Below are 16,845 nucleotides of genomic sequence, written 5' to 3' on the forward strand. Positions count from 1 at the left end.
CTCACACACCCGGGGCGGCGTACTCGGGCTGGCGTTCCATGGGCGTGACGGCGCCGGCCGTGGCCGCATGGGCGGCGATCGAGTCGAGGATCTCGGCGGCCCGGACGGCGGTGTTGGAGAGCAGCGAGGAGGAGATGCCGTGGCTGTGCTCGGTGCCGCCACCCTGGAGATAGATGCCGGCCCGCACCTCGGGTCGGGTCCGCAGCCGGTAGTCGCGGTCGACAAGCGCCCGCCCGGCATCGTCGCGCAGGCAGACCTGGGCCGCCTCGCCGAGCAGGTCGAAGGGGTCGACCGGCCGGTATCCGGTGGCGAAGACCGCCACGTCGGCGTCGAGCACCATCTTCTCGTTGGTGACCAGCGACTCCACCACCATCCGCACCCCGTCCGGGGTCCGGACGGTCTCCATCGGGCGGGACAGGTTGAGGATCCGGAGCCGCTCGATGCCGCGTACCTTCTCCTGGTAGACGCGGCGGTAGAGTTCGTCGATGAGCTCCTGGTCGACCACGGAATAGTTGGTGTTGCCGTGGTAGGCGAGCATCATCGCCTTGACCTGCGGCGGGGCGGTGAAGAACTCCTCCACCGCCGCCGGGTCGAAGATCCGGTTGGCGAAGGAGCTGTCGTCGGCCGGGCTGTAGCCGTACCGGGAGAAGACGGCGCAGACCTCGGCGGTGGGAAACTCGCGGTGCAGGTGGTCGACGGCCTCGGCCGCGCTCTGCCCGGCGCCGACCACGACGAACCGGGACGGTGTCGACGGCACCAGGCCGCGCAGGTTGGGCAGCAGGTCGCGGCTGTGCCAGACCCGGGTGTCGAGGGCGATGCCCTCCGGGAGGTAGGGCCGCAGCCCCACGCCGAGCACCAGGTTGCGGGCCCGGTAGCTGACCGGGGCGGTCGAGCAGGGGCCGGTCTGGGCCAGCACCTCGAAGTGGTCCAGCTCGCCGTCCTGCCACACCGGGCGTACGTCCACCACGTCGTGCCCGTATCGGACCATGTCGTCGACCTGCGCCGCCGCCCACTCCAGATAATCGTGGAACTCGACGCGGGACGGGAAGAGGTTCTTGTGGTTGATGAAGTCGATCAGTCGACCACGGCTCTGCAGATAGCAGAGGAAGCTGAACCGGCTGGTCGGGTTGCGAAGCGTCACCAGGTCCTTCAGGAACGACACCTGCATCGTGGCGTCGTCGAGCAGCATCCCCCGGTGCCAACCGAAGGACGGTTGCCGCTCCAGGAAGACCGCGCTGTCGGTCCGGCCGGGCCCGGCGGTGGCCTCGCGGATCGCGATGGCCAGGGCGAGGTTCGACGGACCGAAGCCGATGCCGAGGAGATCGTGGACCTGGGGATCGTCGCTTCGATTGGTTCGTGACATACCTGTCCCATCAGTCTGCCCGCCGGTCGGGCGGCTTGGTGGAGGACTGGATCCGTACGGACCCGGTGCGCTGGCGCGGACGGTCGACCATCCGCGATGTTTAGGTTAGGCTAACCTACACCAAGGTCAAGAACAATATGGACCACTTGGCCAGTCGGACCAGGGCGGAAACGAGTGCAGAGGAGACCGCCGATGCGGGTTGTCATGTTCGGATATCAGACCTGGGGACACCGCACCCTCCAGGCACTGCTGGACTCCGAGCACGAGGTGACCCTGGTGGTCACGCATCCGCGCAGCGAGCACGCGTACGAGAAGATCTGGGACGACTCGGTCGCCGAGCTCGCGGAAAAGCACGACGTGCCGGTGCTGCTCCGCCAGCGCCCCGGAGACCCCGAGCTGATGGAACGGCTCCGGCAGGCCGCACCGGACGTGATCGTGGCGACGAACTGGCGCACCTGGATCCCGCCGGAGATCTTCACCCTGCCGCCGTACGGGACGCTCAACGTGCACGACTCGCTGCTGCCCGCGTACGCCGGGTTCAGCCCGCTGATCTGGGCGCTGCTCAACGGCGAGCGCGAGGTCGGGGTCACCGCACACCTGATGGACGAGACCCTGGACGCCGGTGACATCGTGCTGCAACGGGCCGTGCCGGTCGGCCCGACCGACACCGCCACCGACCTGTTCCACCGCACCCTGGAGCTCTTCGGTCCGATCACCGTGGACGGGCTGGCGCTGATCGCCTCCGGCCGGACCGACTGGGTCAGGCAGGATCGCAGCAGGGCGAGCTTCTTCCACAAACGCTCGATCGAGGAGAGCCGGATCGACTGGAACTGGCCCGCCGACGAGATCGAGCGGCTGGTGCGGGCCCAGTCCGACCCGTACCCGAACGCCTTCACCCACCACGACGGCGCGCGGCTGCGGATCCTCTCCGCGCGGGTCTCGGAGGGCCGCTACGGCGGCACGCCCGGCCGGATCTTCTACCGGGAGGGCGACGGAGTGGTGATCGTGGCCGGCGCCGACGCGCGCCGGGGCCACCGCCCCGGCCTGGCCATCACCCGGGTACGCACCGACGACGGCCGGGACCACGCGGCCACCGACTACTTCCGGACCATGGGCGGTTACCTGACCCGTTATCCGGACGACCGACTGTAGGCGCGGCCGGTCGGTTCTCCGCCGTGCCGGTCAGTTCTCCGCCGTGCCGGTCGGTTCTCCGCCGTGCCGGTCAGTTCTCCGCCGTGCCGGTCAGTTCTCCGCCGTGCCGGTCAGTTCTCCGCCGTGCCGGTCAGTTCTCCGCCGTGCCGGTCAGCAGGGCCACCCCGGTCTCCGGGTCGACCCGCTTGGCCAGGCTCGCCGCCACCTCGGTGACCACCACCTCAAGGGTGGGCCACACCTCGCCGCGCAGCAGGTGGCCACCGACCGTGCTGCCGTCCCGCCGGCCCAGCACCGCGTGCACGTGCAACGCCGGCTCGCCGCGCACCTCGGCGATGTCGCCGACCAGGGAGAGCACCTCGACCTGCTCCGAGACCGGTATCCGCAGGTAGTCGCGGTCCTGCCGGTCGAAGTAGCCGACCTCGGCGCCGGAGAACCCACCGACCGCGGTGACCTGCGCGGCGGAGATCCCCCGGCGCCGGGCCACCTCGTTGACCGCGGCTACCGCCTCCTCGCCCCGCTCGACCGCGATCACCACCACCCGCCGGCCGCTGTCGGCCAGTTCGACGTCGCGCATCCTCCGCCTCCTCGTCTCGGTTACTCCCCTCCTGCCCGCCCCGACCGGTCGGCATGCCTGCCCGCCCGCCCCGACCGGTCGGCATGCCTGCCCGCCCGCCCCGACCGGTCGGCATGCCTGCCGGCTCGACCCGGCCGTCGACCCGGCCGGCGCGCGCGGGGCGAAATCATCGCGTCCGGGGCGGGACCGGGCAGCCGGGCGAGCCCGTTCCCCCGTTCGGCACCGGGGCCGGGGCGCCGCTGCCTACGCTGACGGATGACAGGAAGCCCAGGATTCTCGTCGGGTGAAGGGGGCTGCCGTGACGAATGTTGTCCGGCGTCCCACCCCGGCCGATCCGACGCCGGGGCTGGTGACCGGGGTCCAGGTCCCGAGTTCGGTCGTGCGCACCCAGCCGCCCGAGTTGGGTCCGGACGCGGTCGCGGTCGTGGAGGGGCGGTCGTTCATGGTGAGCAACGCCGCCGGCGACGTCCCGGTCGGCACCATCGGCGGCCTGGTGCACGACGACACCCGGCTGCTCAGCCAGTGGCAGCTCACCCTCGGCGGCGCACCGCTGCTGATCCTCAGCTCGGGACTCATCGACGACAGCTCGGCGGCGTTCTTCCTCACCAACTCGGACCTGCCGCACGTCCCCACCAACAGCGTCGGCATCCGCCGGCAGCGCTTCATCAGCGACGCGATGCAGGAGCGGATCGAGTTGGAGTGCTTTGCCACCGCCGTACGGTCGGTGCAGCTCCGGCTCCGGGTCGGCACCGACTTCGCGGACCTGTTCGAGATCAAGCAGCGGGTGCGGGACCGCTCGGCGAACGTCTCCCGCCAGCACTCGGCCGACGGCTCCGGGCTCTGCTTCACCTACCGCAACAACGACTTCTCGGCGGTCACCGACATCCGGGTCTCCCCGCCGGCCGACCGGGTGGAGGAGAACGACCTGATCTGGGACCTGTGCCTCGAGCCGGGGACCAAGTGGCGGGGCGAGCTGACCGTCGACCTGCCGCGCCGGCCGACCGAGCTGCCCACGCTGCACCGCCGCTTCGGGCAGGGGTTCGACCTGGTCGGCGAGGATCCGACCCGGAGCTGGGAGTTCCACTGTCCGATCCAGGACTTCGACTCCGAGCTGCTGCACAGGGTTCTGGAGAAGTCCAAGATGGATCTGGTGGCGCTGCGGATCGAGCAGATGATCGGCACCGAGACGGTCACCCTGCCGGCCGCCGGGCTGCCCTGGTTTCTCACCATCTTCGGCCGCGACTCCCTGGTCACGGCCTATCAGACGGTCTCCTTCGGGACCCGGCTCGCCCGGGGCACGCTCCGGTCGCTCGCCAACTGCCAGGGCCGGCACCTGGACGACTTCCGGGACGAGGAACCGGGGAAGATCCTGCACGAGGTACGCAGCGGTGAGCTGACCCGCACCGGCGAGAAGCCGCACAACCCCTACTACGGCACCGCCGACGCCACTCAGCTCTGGCTGATCCTGCTCTCCGAGTACTGGCGCTGGACGCTCGACGACGAGCACGTGCGCCAGTTCCGGGCCAACGTGCACGCCGCGCTGCGCTGGATCGACCACTACGGCGACGTGGACCGGGACGGGTACGTCGAGTACGCCACCCGCTCCCCGCAGGGGCTCGGCAACCACTGCTGGCGGGACTCGCCGGACGGTATCGCGTACTCGGACGGCACCATCCCGGTGCTGCCGATCGCGACCTGCGAGATCCAGGGTTACACCTACGACGCGAAACTCCGGGTAGCCGAACTCTGCGACGGCCCGCTGCGGGATCCGGAGCTGGCCGAGCGGCTGCGCACCGAGGCCCACGAGCTCCGGGAACGGTTCAACCGGGACTTCTGGCTCGAACAGCGGGGCGGCTACTACGCGGTCGGCCTGGACGGGGACAAGCGCCCGATCGACTCGATGACCTCCAACATGGGGCAGCTGCTCTGGAGCGGCATCGTGCCGCCGGACCGGGCCCGGGTGGTGGCCGGCCACCTCCTCTCGGAGCACATGTTCTCCGGCTGGGGCATCCGGACCACCTCCACCGAGAACCTCTGTTACAACCCGATCGGCTACCACAGCGGCACCGTCTGGCCGCACGACAACGCCCTGATCGCGCACGGCCTGGCCCGCTACGGCTTCCGGGAGGAGGCGACCCGGGTCATCGTGGCGATGCTGGAGGCCGCCGACGCCTCCGGGCATCGACTGCCGGAGGCCTTCGCCGGGTACGACCGCTCGTACGGGCGCAAGCCGGTGCCGTACCCGACCGCGTGCACCCCGCAGGCGTGGGCGAGCGCGGCGCCGCTGCTCTTCCTGCGTACGCTGCTCGGCCTGGAGGCGCGCGACGGCCGGCTCCGGCTCGATCCGAGGCTGCCGGCGGACTTCGGCCGGGTCACGTTGGGCAGGTTGCCGGCCTTCGGCAAGCACTGGGACGTGGAAGCGATCGGCGACCAGGGACATGTCCGACTGACTGACCGACCGACCGACTGACAGGGATGACCCGACCCGGACGAGGAGATGCGGAGCGTACCTGCGGATCACCGTTCCGTGATGAGAGAGTGACCTCATGACCGGAACGAACGCACCGGGCGGCGGAGCCGGCCTGCTCGTCGACAAGGTCGCGTTCCTGATGGGTGCGGGTCGCGGGATCGGGGCGGCCGCCGCCCGGCTCTTCGCCCGGGAGGGCGCCACCGTGGTGCTGGCCGCCCGGACCGAGGCCGAACTCGCCGGCGTGGTCGGGGAGATCCGCGACGCCGGCGGGACCGCCGACTACGTGCTCGCCGACCTGACGCAGGGCGGCAGCATCCAGGCGGCCGTGGAGGGGGTGATCCGGCGGCACAGCCGGCTCGACGTGGCGCTCAACAACGGCGGAGTCTCGATACCGCACACCCCGATGGTGAACGCGACCGAGCAGAACTTCGACCTGGTCACCACGGTCAACTACCGAGGGCTCTTCCTCTCGATGACCGCCGAGATCCGGGCGATCCGGGCGACCGCCGGATCCGGGGCGATCGTCAACGTCAGCAGCGTCGGCAGCCTGCGCGGCGCGCCGGGACTGGGGCCGTACGCCGCCGCCAAGCGGGCGGTGAACAGCCTCACCGAGACCGCCGCCGCCGAGTACGGGCCGGAGGGCATCCGGGTGAACGCCATCGCCCCGGGCACCACGATGACCGGGGTGATCCGGCAGTGGGCCGACGACGAGCCGGGGGCCGTCGACCGCCTCAACGCGCTCACCCCGCTGCGCCGGGCGGCCGAGCCGGCGGAGATCGCCGAGGCGGCCGCCTGGCTGCTCAGCGACCGCGCCTCCTTCGTCACCGGCGTCTGCCTGCCGGTCGACGGCGGCCTGCGCGCCTGAACCCGAACCACGCACCCGAAGCCGACTCAGCGCAGCGGCAGCACCGAGTCGGTGAGCCGGCCGCGCGGCCGGTAGACCGCACACATCACCGTACGGTCGCCGTCCGCCCAGGTCTGTTCGGTGGGCAGCACGGGATAGAAGTCGAGGGTGCCGTCGGCCCCGTCCGGCCAGCGCCGCTCGAAGTAGGTCCGGCAGCCCTGCCAGCCGAAGCCGGCGAGCCGGGCGCGGTCCCACGGCCCGTCGGCGGCCCGGAGGAAGCCGTACGACTGGTTGTCTGCGCCGGACTCGCAGGGCTCGTACCGGACGACCACCTCGCCGGCCTCCGGGGAGTACGCCGGGTCGGAGAAGCACTCGCCACCCTCGATGGTCAGCACGCCGGTGGTCTGCGCCGTGATGAACGCGTCCCCCTTGGCGACGGGCGGCGAGACCGTGGGGTCGATCGCGGCGACCGCGGCGAGGGTGCCGACGGTGGCGGCCACCGCCCAGCGGCGGGACGGCAGTTTCATCGGGCTCCGTACACGGTCGGTGGTCACGGGTCGGTGGTCACGGGTCGGTGGTCACGGGTCGGTGGTCACGGGTCGGTGGTCACGGGTCGGTGGTTCGGCGGCCGGGGCGGGAGACCTGGGCGGGCCAGGGACGCAGGCGGTGCGACCGAGGCACGGAGACATCCGTGCCGCCGGCATGGTAGGTGCGCCAGGGTGAACGGACGGTGCCCCCGCGGTGGCCTGCCGGCGCCCGGCGAGTGAAGCCGAGCCCCGTCCGCAGCCTGTTGATCATGAATTAACCCGCTGCTCAGACGCGTTAACCGGGCGTCCAGTCGACGGCCGACCCCCGGTCGTCCACCTCTGCGTGAATGCGCTTTGGCCACCGGCTGCGGGCCGGCGGCACCATCCACTTTCACCGGAAAGGTGAGCTCTGTAGTGAGTGACGTCAAGAAACCCTGGATCACGGGTTCCCGGCGGGCCAGGCTGGCGGCGGTCGGCGCCGCCGCCATGCTCGTCGGCGGTTTCGCGCTGAGCCCGGTGGCGTTCGGTGACGCCGCGCCGGGCAAGTACCCGGCGGCGGAGATCCACCGGCCGTCCCCGATGCCCGACCGCATCATCCTCATCCCGACCACCACCCCGGCCACCTCGCAGCGGGTGAGCTGGCGGGCCGAGGCCACCCCCGAGTGGGCCCAAGCGGAGATCCTGGAGGCACCCGCCGCGCTCGGCCAGGTGGCGCCGCCCCCCGGCGCCGTCTCGGTGGTCAAGGCGACCTCGACGCAGTCGGTCAACACCTCCCTCGGGTACGCCTCGACCTACCACGCCGTGGAGTTCGTCGGCCTCAAGCCCGGCACCCGCTACACCTACCGGGTCGGCGACGGCACCAACTGGAGCCCTTGGACCGACTTCACCACGGCCAGCGCCGACGCACAGCCCTTCTCGTTCATCTACTACGGCGACGCGCAGAACTACCTGGACTCGGCGCTGCCCCGGGTCTTCCGGCAGGCGTTCGCGGACCGCCCGCAGGCCAAGATGATCGTCAACGCCGGTGACCTCATCGACTCCGCCAACAGCGAGGAGCAGTGGGGGCAGTGGTACCAGGCCGGCGGCTTCATCGACGGCCAGATCAACAACCTCTCGATCCCCGGTAACCACGAGTACAGCGGCGGCGCGCTGTCGTCGTTCTGGGCGCCGCAGTTCCCGTACCCGGACAACGGGCCGGCGGGCTGGCCGGCGGAGCTGGCCAAGACCGCATACACCCTCGACTACCAGGGCGTACGCTTCATCGGCCTGAACACCAACGTGCAGGGCATCCCGGACATCATGGCGGCGCAGACCGCCTGGCTGGAGGGGCTGCTCAAGGAGAACCCCAACAAGTGGACCGTGGTGACCTTCCACCACCCGGTCTACTCGACGGCGGAGGGCCGGAACAACCCGGTCGTCCGGGACCAGTGGGGTCCGCTCTTCGAGAAGTACGGCGTGGACCTGGTGCTCCAGGGGCACGACCACACGTACGGTCGGGGCAGCGTCAGCTCCTCCCGCCGGTCGCTCTCGGTGCACGACAGCACCGTCTACGCGGTGTCGGTCTCCGGCGGCAAGATGTACGACGTCGACGGTTCGGTCTGGACCGGCAACGACGCCGACATCATGAGCCAGGCCGAGGACAAGCAGCTCTACCAGCTCGTCGACGTCACCGCCGACAGCATCCGGTACGAGGCCCGCTACGCCAACGGCCAGCGCCACGACGGCGTGATCATCCGGAAGAACGCGGCCGGTGAGCGTACCGTCAACGAGCTGCGTACCCGGGAGAACACCACCGGCGAGCAGGTCGCGGTCAACAAGACCATCGTCGAGGCCAAGGGCAGGGTGAAGGTCTCCGCGTTCGGCTACGACCCGGGCGAGGAGGTCACCGTCTACCTGCGCAACACCAGGAGCGGTGCGCCGGTCTTCATCGGCTACCGGAAGGCAGACGAGTTGGGTCGGCTGACCTACTCCTTCGCGCTGCCGCCGTCGGCCAGGAAGAACAGCACCCACGTGGTCTTCCTGGACAGCGAGAACCAGCAGATCACCAGCCCGGTCATCACCGTGACCAAGTAGGTCCCGCCGTCCCCGGACCACCGCCGGCAGCGGTGGTCCGGGCGCGGTCCGTAGCCGTACGTCAGGAGATCCCGTCCTTGATCGCCCGCATCCCGTCGCCGGTCGCCGCGCTCCGCCCGGCCGGCCTCGCCGGTCTCGCCGGTCTCGCCGCGCTGGCCCTGCTCGCCGTGCCGGCACCACCGGCCGCCGCGCACCCGTTCGGCCCGCCCTCGATCGCCCGGGTCAGTGTGCACGGCCCGAGGGTCGAGATCTCCTGGCTCGCCGCCGAGGACGACTGGGTGGCGCTCGGCCAGTCCCTCGGCGCCTTCGAGGACCCGGCGCTCGGCCCGGTGGCGACCGACCTCACCGGGGAGCAGAAGCTCCAGCGCTCCGCCCTGGTCCACGACTATCTGCTGGCCCGGATCACGGTGCGGCAGGCCGGCGCCCCGTGCCCGGGCCGGCTCGAAACCCTGGACCGGCTGCTCAGCCAGGGTGCCCGGCTCAGCTTCGACTGCCCGGCCGACGTGGTCGACCTCGACGTCACCGTCGGCGCGCTGACCGACCTCGACGAGGCGTACCGGACGATGCTGACCAGCCAGACCCCGGCCTCCCCGGAACGGGCCCTCTTCACCGCCGCCGAGCAGACCCACCGGGTACGCTTCACGCCCGGCGCGGGTGGCCTGCCGGCGAGCAGCGTCCGCACCCTGGCCGGCGTTGGTGCGGCCCTGCTGGTCGCGGTGGCGGCCCTGGTCGTGGTACGACTGCGTCGGCGTGCCCGGAGCAGTGCCCGGAGCAGCTCGTGACCGGCTTCGACGCCCGGCTGGTCGCCCTCTTCGACGGCCGGGAGGTCTTCTGGATCGCCCTCGTCGTGGCGCTCGGCGTCGGCGCCGCACACGCGGTCGCCCCCGGCCACGGCAAGAGTGTCACCGCCGCCTACCTGATCGGCACCCGGGGACGCTACCGGGACGCGATCCGGCTCGGCGTGATCGTGGCGGCGATGCACACCCTTTCCGTCCTGGTTCTGGCGCTCGCCTGGGTCGGGCTCAGCGGTGCCGCGAGCCTCGGCACCAGGACGGTGACGGCGTGGATGCAGGTCGCGGCCGGGCTGCTGGTGATCGGCGTCGGCGCCCAGCTGACCTGGCGCCACCTGCGCGGCCGGCACCACGACCACGACCACGATCACCACCACGCCCACGATCACCACCCCGACCACAGTCACGCCCACGAGCACAGTCACGCCCACGAGCACAGCCGCGCCCACGAGCACGTCCTCGTCGGTCACGGACCCGAGCCCGGCCACACACACGACCCCGGCCACACACACGAGAACGGGCACGGGCACGAGAACGGGCACGGGCACGGCGTACCCGGGCCGACGGATCCGTGGTCGCGGCGCGGGCTGACCCTGCTGGCGCTCTCCGGTGGGCTGCTGCCCTCGCCCTCCGCCTTCCTGGTGCTGGTCAGCGGCCTGCTCACCGGACGCGCCCTGGATGCGCTGGTCCTGGTGCTCGCCTTCGGCGTCGGGATGGCCGGCACGCTGACCGGGGTCGGCGTGGCCACCATCCGTGGCGCCGCGATGCTGGGCGGGAGCCTCCGGCGGTGGCCGGTGGCGGCGACCGCCGGCGCCTGGTTGCCCGCGGTCGCCGGTGCGGCGGTGAGCCTCGGCGGCTGCCTCTACCTGGTCGCCGCCGTCTCGGTGCTGACCAGCTGATTCCGGGCCGGCGGGGGCGCACCCTGGCCCAGGCTGCCGGGAAGGGGCACCACCAACCGGGGGAAGGCAGATGGCGGGACCGCGGCGGGTGGCCGTACTCGGGCTGGGCGGCATGGGCCGGCCGATGACGGCGAGACCGAACGGATCGCCGGGCTGGTCCGCGAGCAGCGCCCCGACGTGGTCCTGCTCGACGCGCCCGTGGCGGGGACCCGGGGCCCGGCGGAGGAGCGTCGACTGGTCGTCCTCGCCTCCGGCCCGGAGCAGGCCCGGGAGCGGATCGGCCGGGACGAGTACGCGGCGCAGTACCCCCTCTCGCTCGCGCTCAAGGACGTCAACCTGGCGCTCTACGAGGTCGACATCGACCGGTTCGGGGTCGCCAGCAGCCTGGCCGCGCAGTGGCAGCGGGCGGTGGAACACGGCCTCGGCGACGAGGACCTCACCGTGCTGGCCCGCGCACTCTAGCTAGGCGATCCGGTAACCGATTCCGGGTGTCGTCTCGATGACGGGCGGCTCGCCGAGTTTGCGTCGCAGTCGTCCCACTGTCACCGTGGCAGTGTTGGTGAAGGGGTCGGCGTTTTCGTCCCAGACCTGTTCGAGCAGGGTTTCGGTGCTCAGGAAGCCGGGGCTTGTCCGCAGTAGTGCTTCCAGTACTGCGAACTCCTTCACGGAGAGATCGAGTTGCCGTCCGTCACGAACGGCGGTGCGGCGTACCGGGTCGAGTTCGATTCCGGCCGCATGTAGCGTTCGGGGCCGCGCGTGCGGCTTGCGGCGGGCCAGCGCGTGGATGCGCAGGATCAGTTCCGGGAAGTGGAAGGGTTTGGCGAGGTAGTCGTCCGCGCCCAGGGTCAACCCGCTGACCCGGTCGCCGGGCGCACTCGCCGCGGTCAGCATCAGTACCATCGGCCGGTCCGCCTGTTTGGTGATCATCTGGCACAGTGTGTCGCCGTGCAGGCCGGGTAGATCCCGGTCCAGGACCACCACGTCGTGCGTGGTGAGGTCGAGCTTGGCAGCGGCGGCCAGCCCGTCGTGGGCGAGGTCGACGGCCATCCCCTGGTCGCGTAGCCCTTCGGCGACGACCTCGGCGAGGGCGTGGTCGTCTTCGACGACGAGGATCCTCATGCCGGCACCGGCACCTTCGCAGCCGGAAGCGTGATCGACACGCGCAGGCCGCCCTGTGGCCGGGCGAGCAGGGTGAGCTGGCCTCGGTGGGCGGCGGCGACGGCGGCCACGATGGACAGGCCGAGCCCCGAGGAGCCGGTGCGCGCACCAGCGAGCCGCTCGAAGGGTTGTGTCAGCCGGTCGACCTGTCGCTGGTCGAGGACCTGCCCGCCGGTCTCGACGACGAGTACCGTCTCCTCCTCGCTCGTGGACCCGGTGATCCGGATCCATCCGTCGTTCTCGTTGTGCGTCACGGCGTTGTCGACGACGTTGCCCACCAGCCGTGCCAGCAGTGCCGGGCTGCCCCGGGTCGCCGTTTTCGGTGGCACGTCCACCGTTACGCTCAGTCCCTTTGTCTGCACGTCGGCGGACCTTTCGCGCACCGCCGCGCCGATGAGGTCGCCGAGGTCGACCGGGGCGGCGTCGGCCAGTGCGCCGTGTTGCGTCCGGGCCAGCACGAGGAACCCGTCGAGCAGGTGATCGACCCGGTCCAGCTGTGTGCGTAGCCGGTCCGCGAGCGCCACCGTCGAGGCGGGCGGATCGGCCTTGGCGGCCGCGACGTCCAGCGACGCCCGCATCGTCGCCAGCGGCGTACGCAGTTCGTGGGAGGCATTGGCTACGAAGCGGCGCTGCGCGGTGAACGACGCCTCAAGTCGTTCGAGCAGTTCGTCGACGGTGTCAGCGAGGTCTTTCACCTCGTCGGCCGGTCCGGTGACGGCGAGCCGCTGATCCAGACTGTCGGCGGAGATGCGTCGCGTGGTGCCGGTGATGAGCCGCAGCGGCCGCAGGACGCGTTTGGCCAGCACCCGGCCAAGCACCAGGGAGACGACCGCCATCACGATCAGCGCCACCAGCGAGCCGGCCAGGAGCTGGCGGGCCTGCTGGGCGTGCACTGCGGCCAGTTGGTTGTCCAACTCCCGGATGCGCTGCTGCATCGCGTCAAGGCCGCCCTCGGTGGGCGGATTCCCGGCCGGGGCAACGTCGCTCAAGCTGCCGCCGGAGAGCAGAAGGGTCAGGCCGAGCAGCCCGATACCGGACAGCAGGAACACGACGGCATACAAGATCGTAAATCGTGCCCCCACGGTACCGCCGCGCAGCCTGGTCATGCCTCCCAGCATGCGCCGCGGGACCTAACACCGGCATGACGAGACCGGTTCGGGCCGTGTTAGACGCCGATCCGTAGAACGATCGGCATGTCGACCACCGAACTCCTGCGGCGCGAGTGGACCACGTTCCGTCGCCCGGGCCGCCTGATCGCCCTTGGCGCGGCGGCCCTCACCGTCGTCGCGCTGGGCCTGCTGTTCACCTCCGGCACACGCTCGTCCTGCGATGGCCCCTGCCCGACCGTTCCCATCACCGGCGACGGCTCCCTCGTCAGCGACCGGTTCTGGTTCCTGCACAGCGACCTCGGCCGCGAGGGCGGCATCACGGTCCGGATGACGTCGATGACCGGGACGATCACCTACCCACCGCCGAGCCACGACCGGATCGTGCCCGGGCTGGTGCCGTGGGCCAAGGCGGGAATCATCGTCAAGGACGGCGTGCGGCCAGGATCGCAGTACGCGGCGCTCATGACTACCGGCAGCCACGGCGTTCGCTTCCAGTACGACTACAAGCACGACGTCGCCGGCAGCACAGGCAGCGTCTCGCAGCAATCCCCGCGCTGGCTCCGCCTGACCCGCTCGGGCGACACCATCAGCGGCGCAGAGTCGGCCGACGGCCATCAGTGGCACACCGTCGCAACGGCGACGCTCGAAGGGCTGCCGGACACCGTGCAGGTCGGCCTCTTCGCCGCCTCCCCCGGCGACCTCACGCTCCGCAAGGTCGGCCTCGGCGGCGCGATCGAAGAGGTCCGGTTCACCCAGGCTGTCGGCGTCTTCGACAACGTCGTCCTCACGGGTGGGGCGAGCGTCACGGGTGGGGCGAGCGGCACGTGGCGCAGCGACTCGGTCGGCCAGATGAACCACACCGACTGGGAGAAGTACCACAACGCCTCGGGAGCCGTGGACAAGGACGGCACCATCACGGTCAGCGGCACCGGCGACATAGGGCCGGTCAGCGAGGAGGGCGCGCGTACCATCGAGAACACCCTGCCGGGCCTGGCCGTCGCGCTGATCATCGTCCTTGTCGTCGCGGCCCGCTACGGGACCCGTACGGCTGGCCAGACGGACGACCGGCGGACGATTGTCGCCCGGGCGACAATCGTCGGAGCAGCCAGCTCCGTCACCGGTCTGATCGCCATCGGCGTCGTCCTCCCGGTGGGCATGGCGATCCTGAACCGCAACGGCATTCCGGTGCCGCCGGTGCCAGTACTGACCGGCGCCCGGGTGATCGTCGGCCTCGCGGCAGTGCTCGCCCTCTGCGCGGTCCTCGCGTACGGGCTCGGCGTGTGGCTACGCCGCAGCTGGGCGGCGAACCTCGTCGCACTGTCGCTGGTCGCCCTGCCCTACATCGTCACGGGGTTCCCGCTGCTCCCTGACGTGGTCTCCGAATGGCTGCTGCGACTCACCCCGGCCGCGGGCTTCGCCGTCAAGCAGACCACGGTGGAATATCCACAGGTGACCGCGCACTACGCGCCGTCGGCCGGGTACTTCCCGCTCCCTTGGTGGGCCGGACTCACCCTGCTTTGCGCATACATGATGATCGTGGTGTGTATCGCCCTCAGCCGCAGTCCGGCTGCGGTGATCGCGGCCGATGCGAGCAGCAGGTGGACCAGCGGGTGACGGAACCGGCTCATGACTTTCAGCATCAGTCTGCCGCCCTGGCCGGCGGGCGAGCTGTTGGCTCGAACCGCGCCTGCCGCTCCGCGACCTGCCGGTCAGGCAGGTCGAGGCGGAGCTGCTCGGGGCGGGCTGAGCCGACACCTGGGCGGCGGGCGGGGGCCGCCCATCGCCTCATCGGTTTTCGTCGATCATGCTGCCGTCGGCCGTCCGGTCCTTGACCAGGGGGGTGGCAGCGGTGGGGTCGTTCAGGATCGGGGCTGGCACGCCGCGCAGGAAGTGCGCGAAGAAGGCTGAGGTGAGCCGGCGGCAGGGCGGGAGATCGGGCGTCGGTCTGGCGTGTTCCGGTCAGGACGGTCGCGCCACTGGCATCATGGTCGGCGGCATCGATCCCGACCCTCCCCCGCCCCCATGGAGATGACGATGACCAGTCAGCCGTCCATCGGCCGCCGACAGTTTCTCACCGGCGCGCTCGCCACCGCCGCCGCGGTCGCCGCCCCGGGATTGATCGCCGGATGCGACGGCGGCGGCCGGGCCGACGGCGACGACCCGAACGAGGCGAGCGGCTCGGCGCCGCTGCCCAGCTATTTCCCGTACACCGGGGTCACCCCGGACCTGCGTGGAAACCCGCAGGGCCTGTTGGACGCCTTCCTGAAATATCCGGACCCTCCGGTACGGGCAACCGACGGCCCGCCCGGCGACGGCGGCCAGATCTCCGCCTTCGTCCTCACCAACTCCCCGCTGCCGCCGCCCGCCTCCGAGAACCCGTTCTGGCAGGAGCTGAACCGGCGGCTCGGCGTCGACCTGCGGTTGACCGTGGTGCCGAACGCCGAGATGGCGGACCGGTTCTCCAGCCTGATCGCCGGTGCCGAGCTGCCAGACGTCATCGTGCCGGCGCTCTACACCCCCAACGGCCTGCCCGCCGGCGTGTCGAACCTGCCGGCCTGGCTCGCCGCCGAGTGCCAGGACCTGACGCCGTACCTCTCCGGCAGCGCGGTGCAGGAATATCCGTTCCTGGCCAACCTGCCGACCGACGCCTGGCGGGACTGCCGCTACAACGGCGGCATCTACGGGCTGCCGGTGCCCCGGGGCGTCGGTGGCACCCTGATGATGCGCCGGGACGACCTGTTCCGGGAGCTCGAGGTCGATCCGCAGCCGGGGAGCTTCGCCGAGTTCCGGGCGACCTGCCGGGAGATCACCGACGCGAGGGCGGAGCGCTGGGCGCTGGCCACCATGCCGATGGACTTCGTCCGGCAGATGCTCGGCAACCCGTGGCGGTGGGCGTTGGAGGGCGGCAAGCTGGTCAGCGCGTACGAGCGGGAGGAGTTCAGCCAGGCGCTCGCCGACACCGCCCGGCTGGTCAGGGACGGCGTGATCCACCCGGAGAGCTTCGGCGCCAATCCCGCCACGAAGAAGTGGTTCAACGACGGCAACGCGATGCTGATCGCTGACCGCTACACCGCCTGGCCGCAGTTCTATGCCGAGAACACCGCCGGTCCCGACTTCGACATCGGCGGGATGCGCCCGCCACAGCACTCCGGTGGCGGGTTCGCCGCCACCTGGCAGGCGCAGGCGACCAACAACTTCACGGTGCTCAAGAAGGCCGACGAGCGCCGGATCCGGGCACTGCTGCGGGTCTGCGACTGGCTTGCCGCGCCCTTCGGCACCGAGGAGTGGCTGTTCCGCCGCTACGGCGTCGCCGGGGTGCACTACCAGATGACCGGCGGCGGACCGGAGCTGACCCGGGACGGGGTGAACCAGACGGCGCTCGGCATCCGGTACATCGTGGACGCCCCCGATGTGATCTTCGTGCCGGGCGAGCCGGAGGCGACCCGGAAGTCGTACGAGTACCAGGCATCGATCATCCCCACCGCGCTCCGGGACCCCACCCTCGGGCTCTTCTCCGACGCCTGGTCGCGGCGCTCCGGTCAGCTCGGCACCCTGATCGGGGACGCGCAGCGGGAGATCCTCGCCGGCAACCGGCCGGTCTCCGAATGGGCCGACGTCGTCCGGCAGTGGCGGGAGGCCGGCGGCGACCAGGTCCGGGTCGAGTTCGAGGAGGCGCTGGCGAACAGCGTCGACTGAGGGGCCGACACAAGGGTCCCGGAACATTCCGAACAGGATCCCGAAATGTTCCGGCCACTCCCCGGCGGTCTCGCTGCTCCGCTGCCCAGGGCGCCGGGTGCTCTGCTCGTCCGACACGCGCCGGGACCATTGCCCTTGACCCGACGACAGCGACTTCCTTAGATTCCTGTTCCGGAACGTCTCCGATAA

Annotated in this window: 14 protein-coding genes; 9 read left to right on the top strand and 5 right to left on the bottom strand. The window is 71.1% G+C overall.

What is annotated here, in order from left to right:
* Position 1 precedes the first annotated feature (1 nt).
* A complete protein-coding gene (locus ACN27G_RS14235) occupies positions 2-1,363 on the bottom strand; it encodes a lysine N(6)-hydroxylase/L-ornithine N(5)-oxygenase family protein (RefSeq protein WP_421493295.1) in 1,362 nt (453 codons plus the stop codon).
* A 192-nt stretch (positions 1,364-1,555) separates the two neighbouring features.
* Here ACN27G_RS14235 and ACN27G_RS14240 point away from each other — a divergent pair, with 192 nt between their 5' ends.
* Positions 1,556-2,515, top strand: coding sequence for a methionyl-tRNA formyltransferase (locus ACN27G_RS14240; protein ID WP_421493296.1), 960 nt, complete (start codon positions 1,556-1,558; stop codon positions 2,513-2,515).
* 130 nt (positions 2,516-2,645) lie between these two features.
* On the opposite strand, the gene ACN27G_RS14245 is transcribed toward ACN27G_RS14240, so the two are convergent.
* Positions 2,646-3,089 carry a PPC domain-containing DNA-binding protein gene (locus ACN27G_RS14245; RefSeq protein ID WP_421493297.1) on the bottom strand — a complete coding sequence of 148 codons (444 nt, stop codon included), beginning with the start codon at positions 3,087-3,089 and terminating at the stop codon, positions 2,646-2,648.
* Positions 3,090-3,387: 298 nt separating this feature from the next.
* Here ACN27G_RS14245 and ACN27G_RS14250 point away from each other — a divergent pair, with 298 nt between their 5' ends.
* Complete coding sequence (locus tag ACN27G_RS14250; protein WP_421493298.1) at positions 3,388-5,559, top strand: glycogen debranching N-terminal domain-containing protein; 2,172 nt, start codon at positions 3,388-3,390, stop codon at positions 5,557-5,559.
* A 76-nt stretch (positions 5,560-5,635) separates the two neighbouring features.
* Complete coding sequence (locus ACN27G_RS14255) at positions 5,636-6,424, top strand: SDR family NAD(P)-dependent oxidoreductase (RefSeq protein ID WP_421493299.1); 789 nt, start codon at positions 5,636-5,638, stop codon at positions 6,422-6,424.
* Positions 6,425-6,450: 26 nt separating this feature from the next.
* On the opposite strand, the gene ACN27G_RS14260 is transcribed toward ACN27G_RS14255, so the two are convergent.
* Positions 6,451-6,930, bottom strand: a complete 480-nt coding sequence (locus ACN27G_RS14260) for a hypothetical protein (RefSeq protein ID WP_421493300.1) — start codon at positions 6,928-6,930, stop codon at positions 6,451-6,453.
* Positions 6,931-7,344: 414 nt separating this feature from the next.
* Between ACN27G_RS14260 and ACN27G_RS14265 the strand changes: the two genes are divergently transcribed.
* The 4 genes from ACN27G_RS14265 (at position 7,345) to ACN27G_RS14280 (ending at position 11,155) form a co-directional block, all read left to right on the top strand.
* Complete coding sequence (locus ACN27G_RS14265) at positions 7,345-9,003, top strand: fibronectin type III domain-containing protein (protein ID WP_421493301.1); 1,659 nt, start codon at positions 7,345-7,347, stop codon at positions 9,001-9,003.
* Positions 9,004-9,080: 77 nt separating this feature from the next.
* The gene (locus ACN27G_RS14270; RefSeq protein WP_421493302.1) at positions 9,081-9,785 is read left to right on the top strand and encodes a hypothetical protein; all 705 of its coding nucleotides are present in this window, start codon (positions 9,081-9,083) and stop codon (positions 9,783-9,785) included.
* Positions 9,782-10,693, top strand: a complete 912-nt coding sequence (locus ACN27G_RS14275; protein ID WP_421493303.1) for a nickel/cobalt transporter — start codon at positions 9,782-9,784, stop codon at positions 10,691-10,693. Before ACN27G_RS14270 ends, ACN27G_RS14275 begins: the two co-directional genes overlap by 4 nt.
* Positions 10,694-10,870: 177 nt before the next feature.
* A complete protein-coding gene (locus ACN27G_RS14280) occupies positions 10,871-11,155 on the top strand; it encodes a hypothetical protein (protein ID WP_421493304.1) in 285 nt (94 codons plus the stop codon).
* Here the strand turns inward: ACN27G_RS14280 and ACN27G_RS14285 are convergent, their stop codons facing one another.
* Both ACN27G_RS14285 and ACN27G_RS14290 read right to left on the bottom strand, forming a co-directional pair.
* On the bottom strand, positions 11,156-11,812 hold the full coding sequence (locus ACN27G_RS14285; RefSeq protein WP_421493305.1) for a response regulator transcription factor: 657 nt from the start codon (positions 11,810-11,812) through the stop codon (positions 11,156-11,158).
* Positions 11,809-12,912 (bottom strand): sensor histidine kinase, encoded by a 1,104-nt coding sequence (locus ACN27G_RS14290; RefSeq protein WP_421493306.1) that lies wholly within the window; start codon positions 12,910-12,912, stop codon positions 11,809-11,811. Before ACN27G_RS14290 ends, ACN27G_RS14285 begins: the two co-directional genes overlap by 4 nt.
* 132 nt (positions 12,913-13,044) lie before the next feature.
* On the opposite strand from ACN27G_RS14290, the gene ACN27G_RS14295 reads away from it, so the two are divergent.
* Together ACN27G_RS14295 and ACN27G_RS14300 are read left to right on the top strand one after the other, a co-directional pair.
* Entirely contained in the window at positions 13,045-14,574 is a 1,530-nt protein-coding gene (locus tag ACN27G_RS14295; RefSeq protein ID WP_421493307.1) for a hypothetical protein, read from the top strand.
* A gap of 420 nt (positions 14,575-14,994) precedes the next feature.
* Entirely contained in the window at positions 14,995-16,656 is a 1,662-nt protein-coding gene (locus ACN27G_RS14300) for an extracellular solute-binding protein (protein ID WP_421493308.1), read from the top strand.
* The last annotated feature ends 189 nt before the right edge of the window (positions 16,657-16,845 follow it).

Source organism: Plantactinospora sp. WMMB334 (assembly GCF_049179095.1).
Taxonomy (GTDB): Bacteria; Actinomycetota; Actinomycetes; order Mycobacteriales; family Micromonosporaceae; genus Plantactinospora.

Excerpts from the sequence above, each read along its gene's own strand:
- ACN27G_RS14235 (WP_421493295.1), bottom strand. The coding sequence starts at position 1,363 with ATGTCACGAACCAATCGAAGCGACGATCCCCAGGTCCACGATCTCCTC.
- ACN27G_RS14240 (WP_421493296.1), top strand. The coding sequence starts at position 1,556 with ATGCGGGTTGTCATGTTCGGATATCAGACCTGGGGACACCGCACCCTC.
- ACN27G_RS14245 (WP_421493297.1), bottom strand. The coding sequence starts at position 3,089 with ATGCGCGACGTCGAACTGGCCGACAGCGGCCGGCGGGTGGTGGTGATC.
- ACN27G_RS14255 (WP_421493299.1), top strand. The coding sequence starts at position 5,636 with ATGACCGGAACGAACGCACCGGGCGGCGGAGCCGGCCTGCTCGTCGAC.
- ACN27G_RS14260 (WP_421493300.1), bottom strand. The coding sequence starts at position 6,930 with ATGAAACTGCCGTCCCGCCGCTGGGCGGTGGCCGCCACCGTCGGCACC.
- ACN27G_RS14285 (WP_421493305.1), bottom strand. The coding sequence starts at position 11,812 with ATGAGGATCCTCGTCGTCGAAGACGACCACGCCCTCGCCGAGGTCGTC.
- ACN27G_RS14295 (WP_421493307.1), top strand. The coding sequence starts at position 13,045 with ATGTCGACCACCGAACTCCTGCGGCGCGAGTGGACCACGTTCCGTCGC.
- ACN27G_RS14300 (WP_421493308.1), top strand. The coding sequence starts at position 14,995 with ATGACCAGTCAGCCGTCCATCGGCCGCCGACAGTTTCTCACCGGCGCG.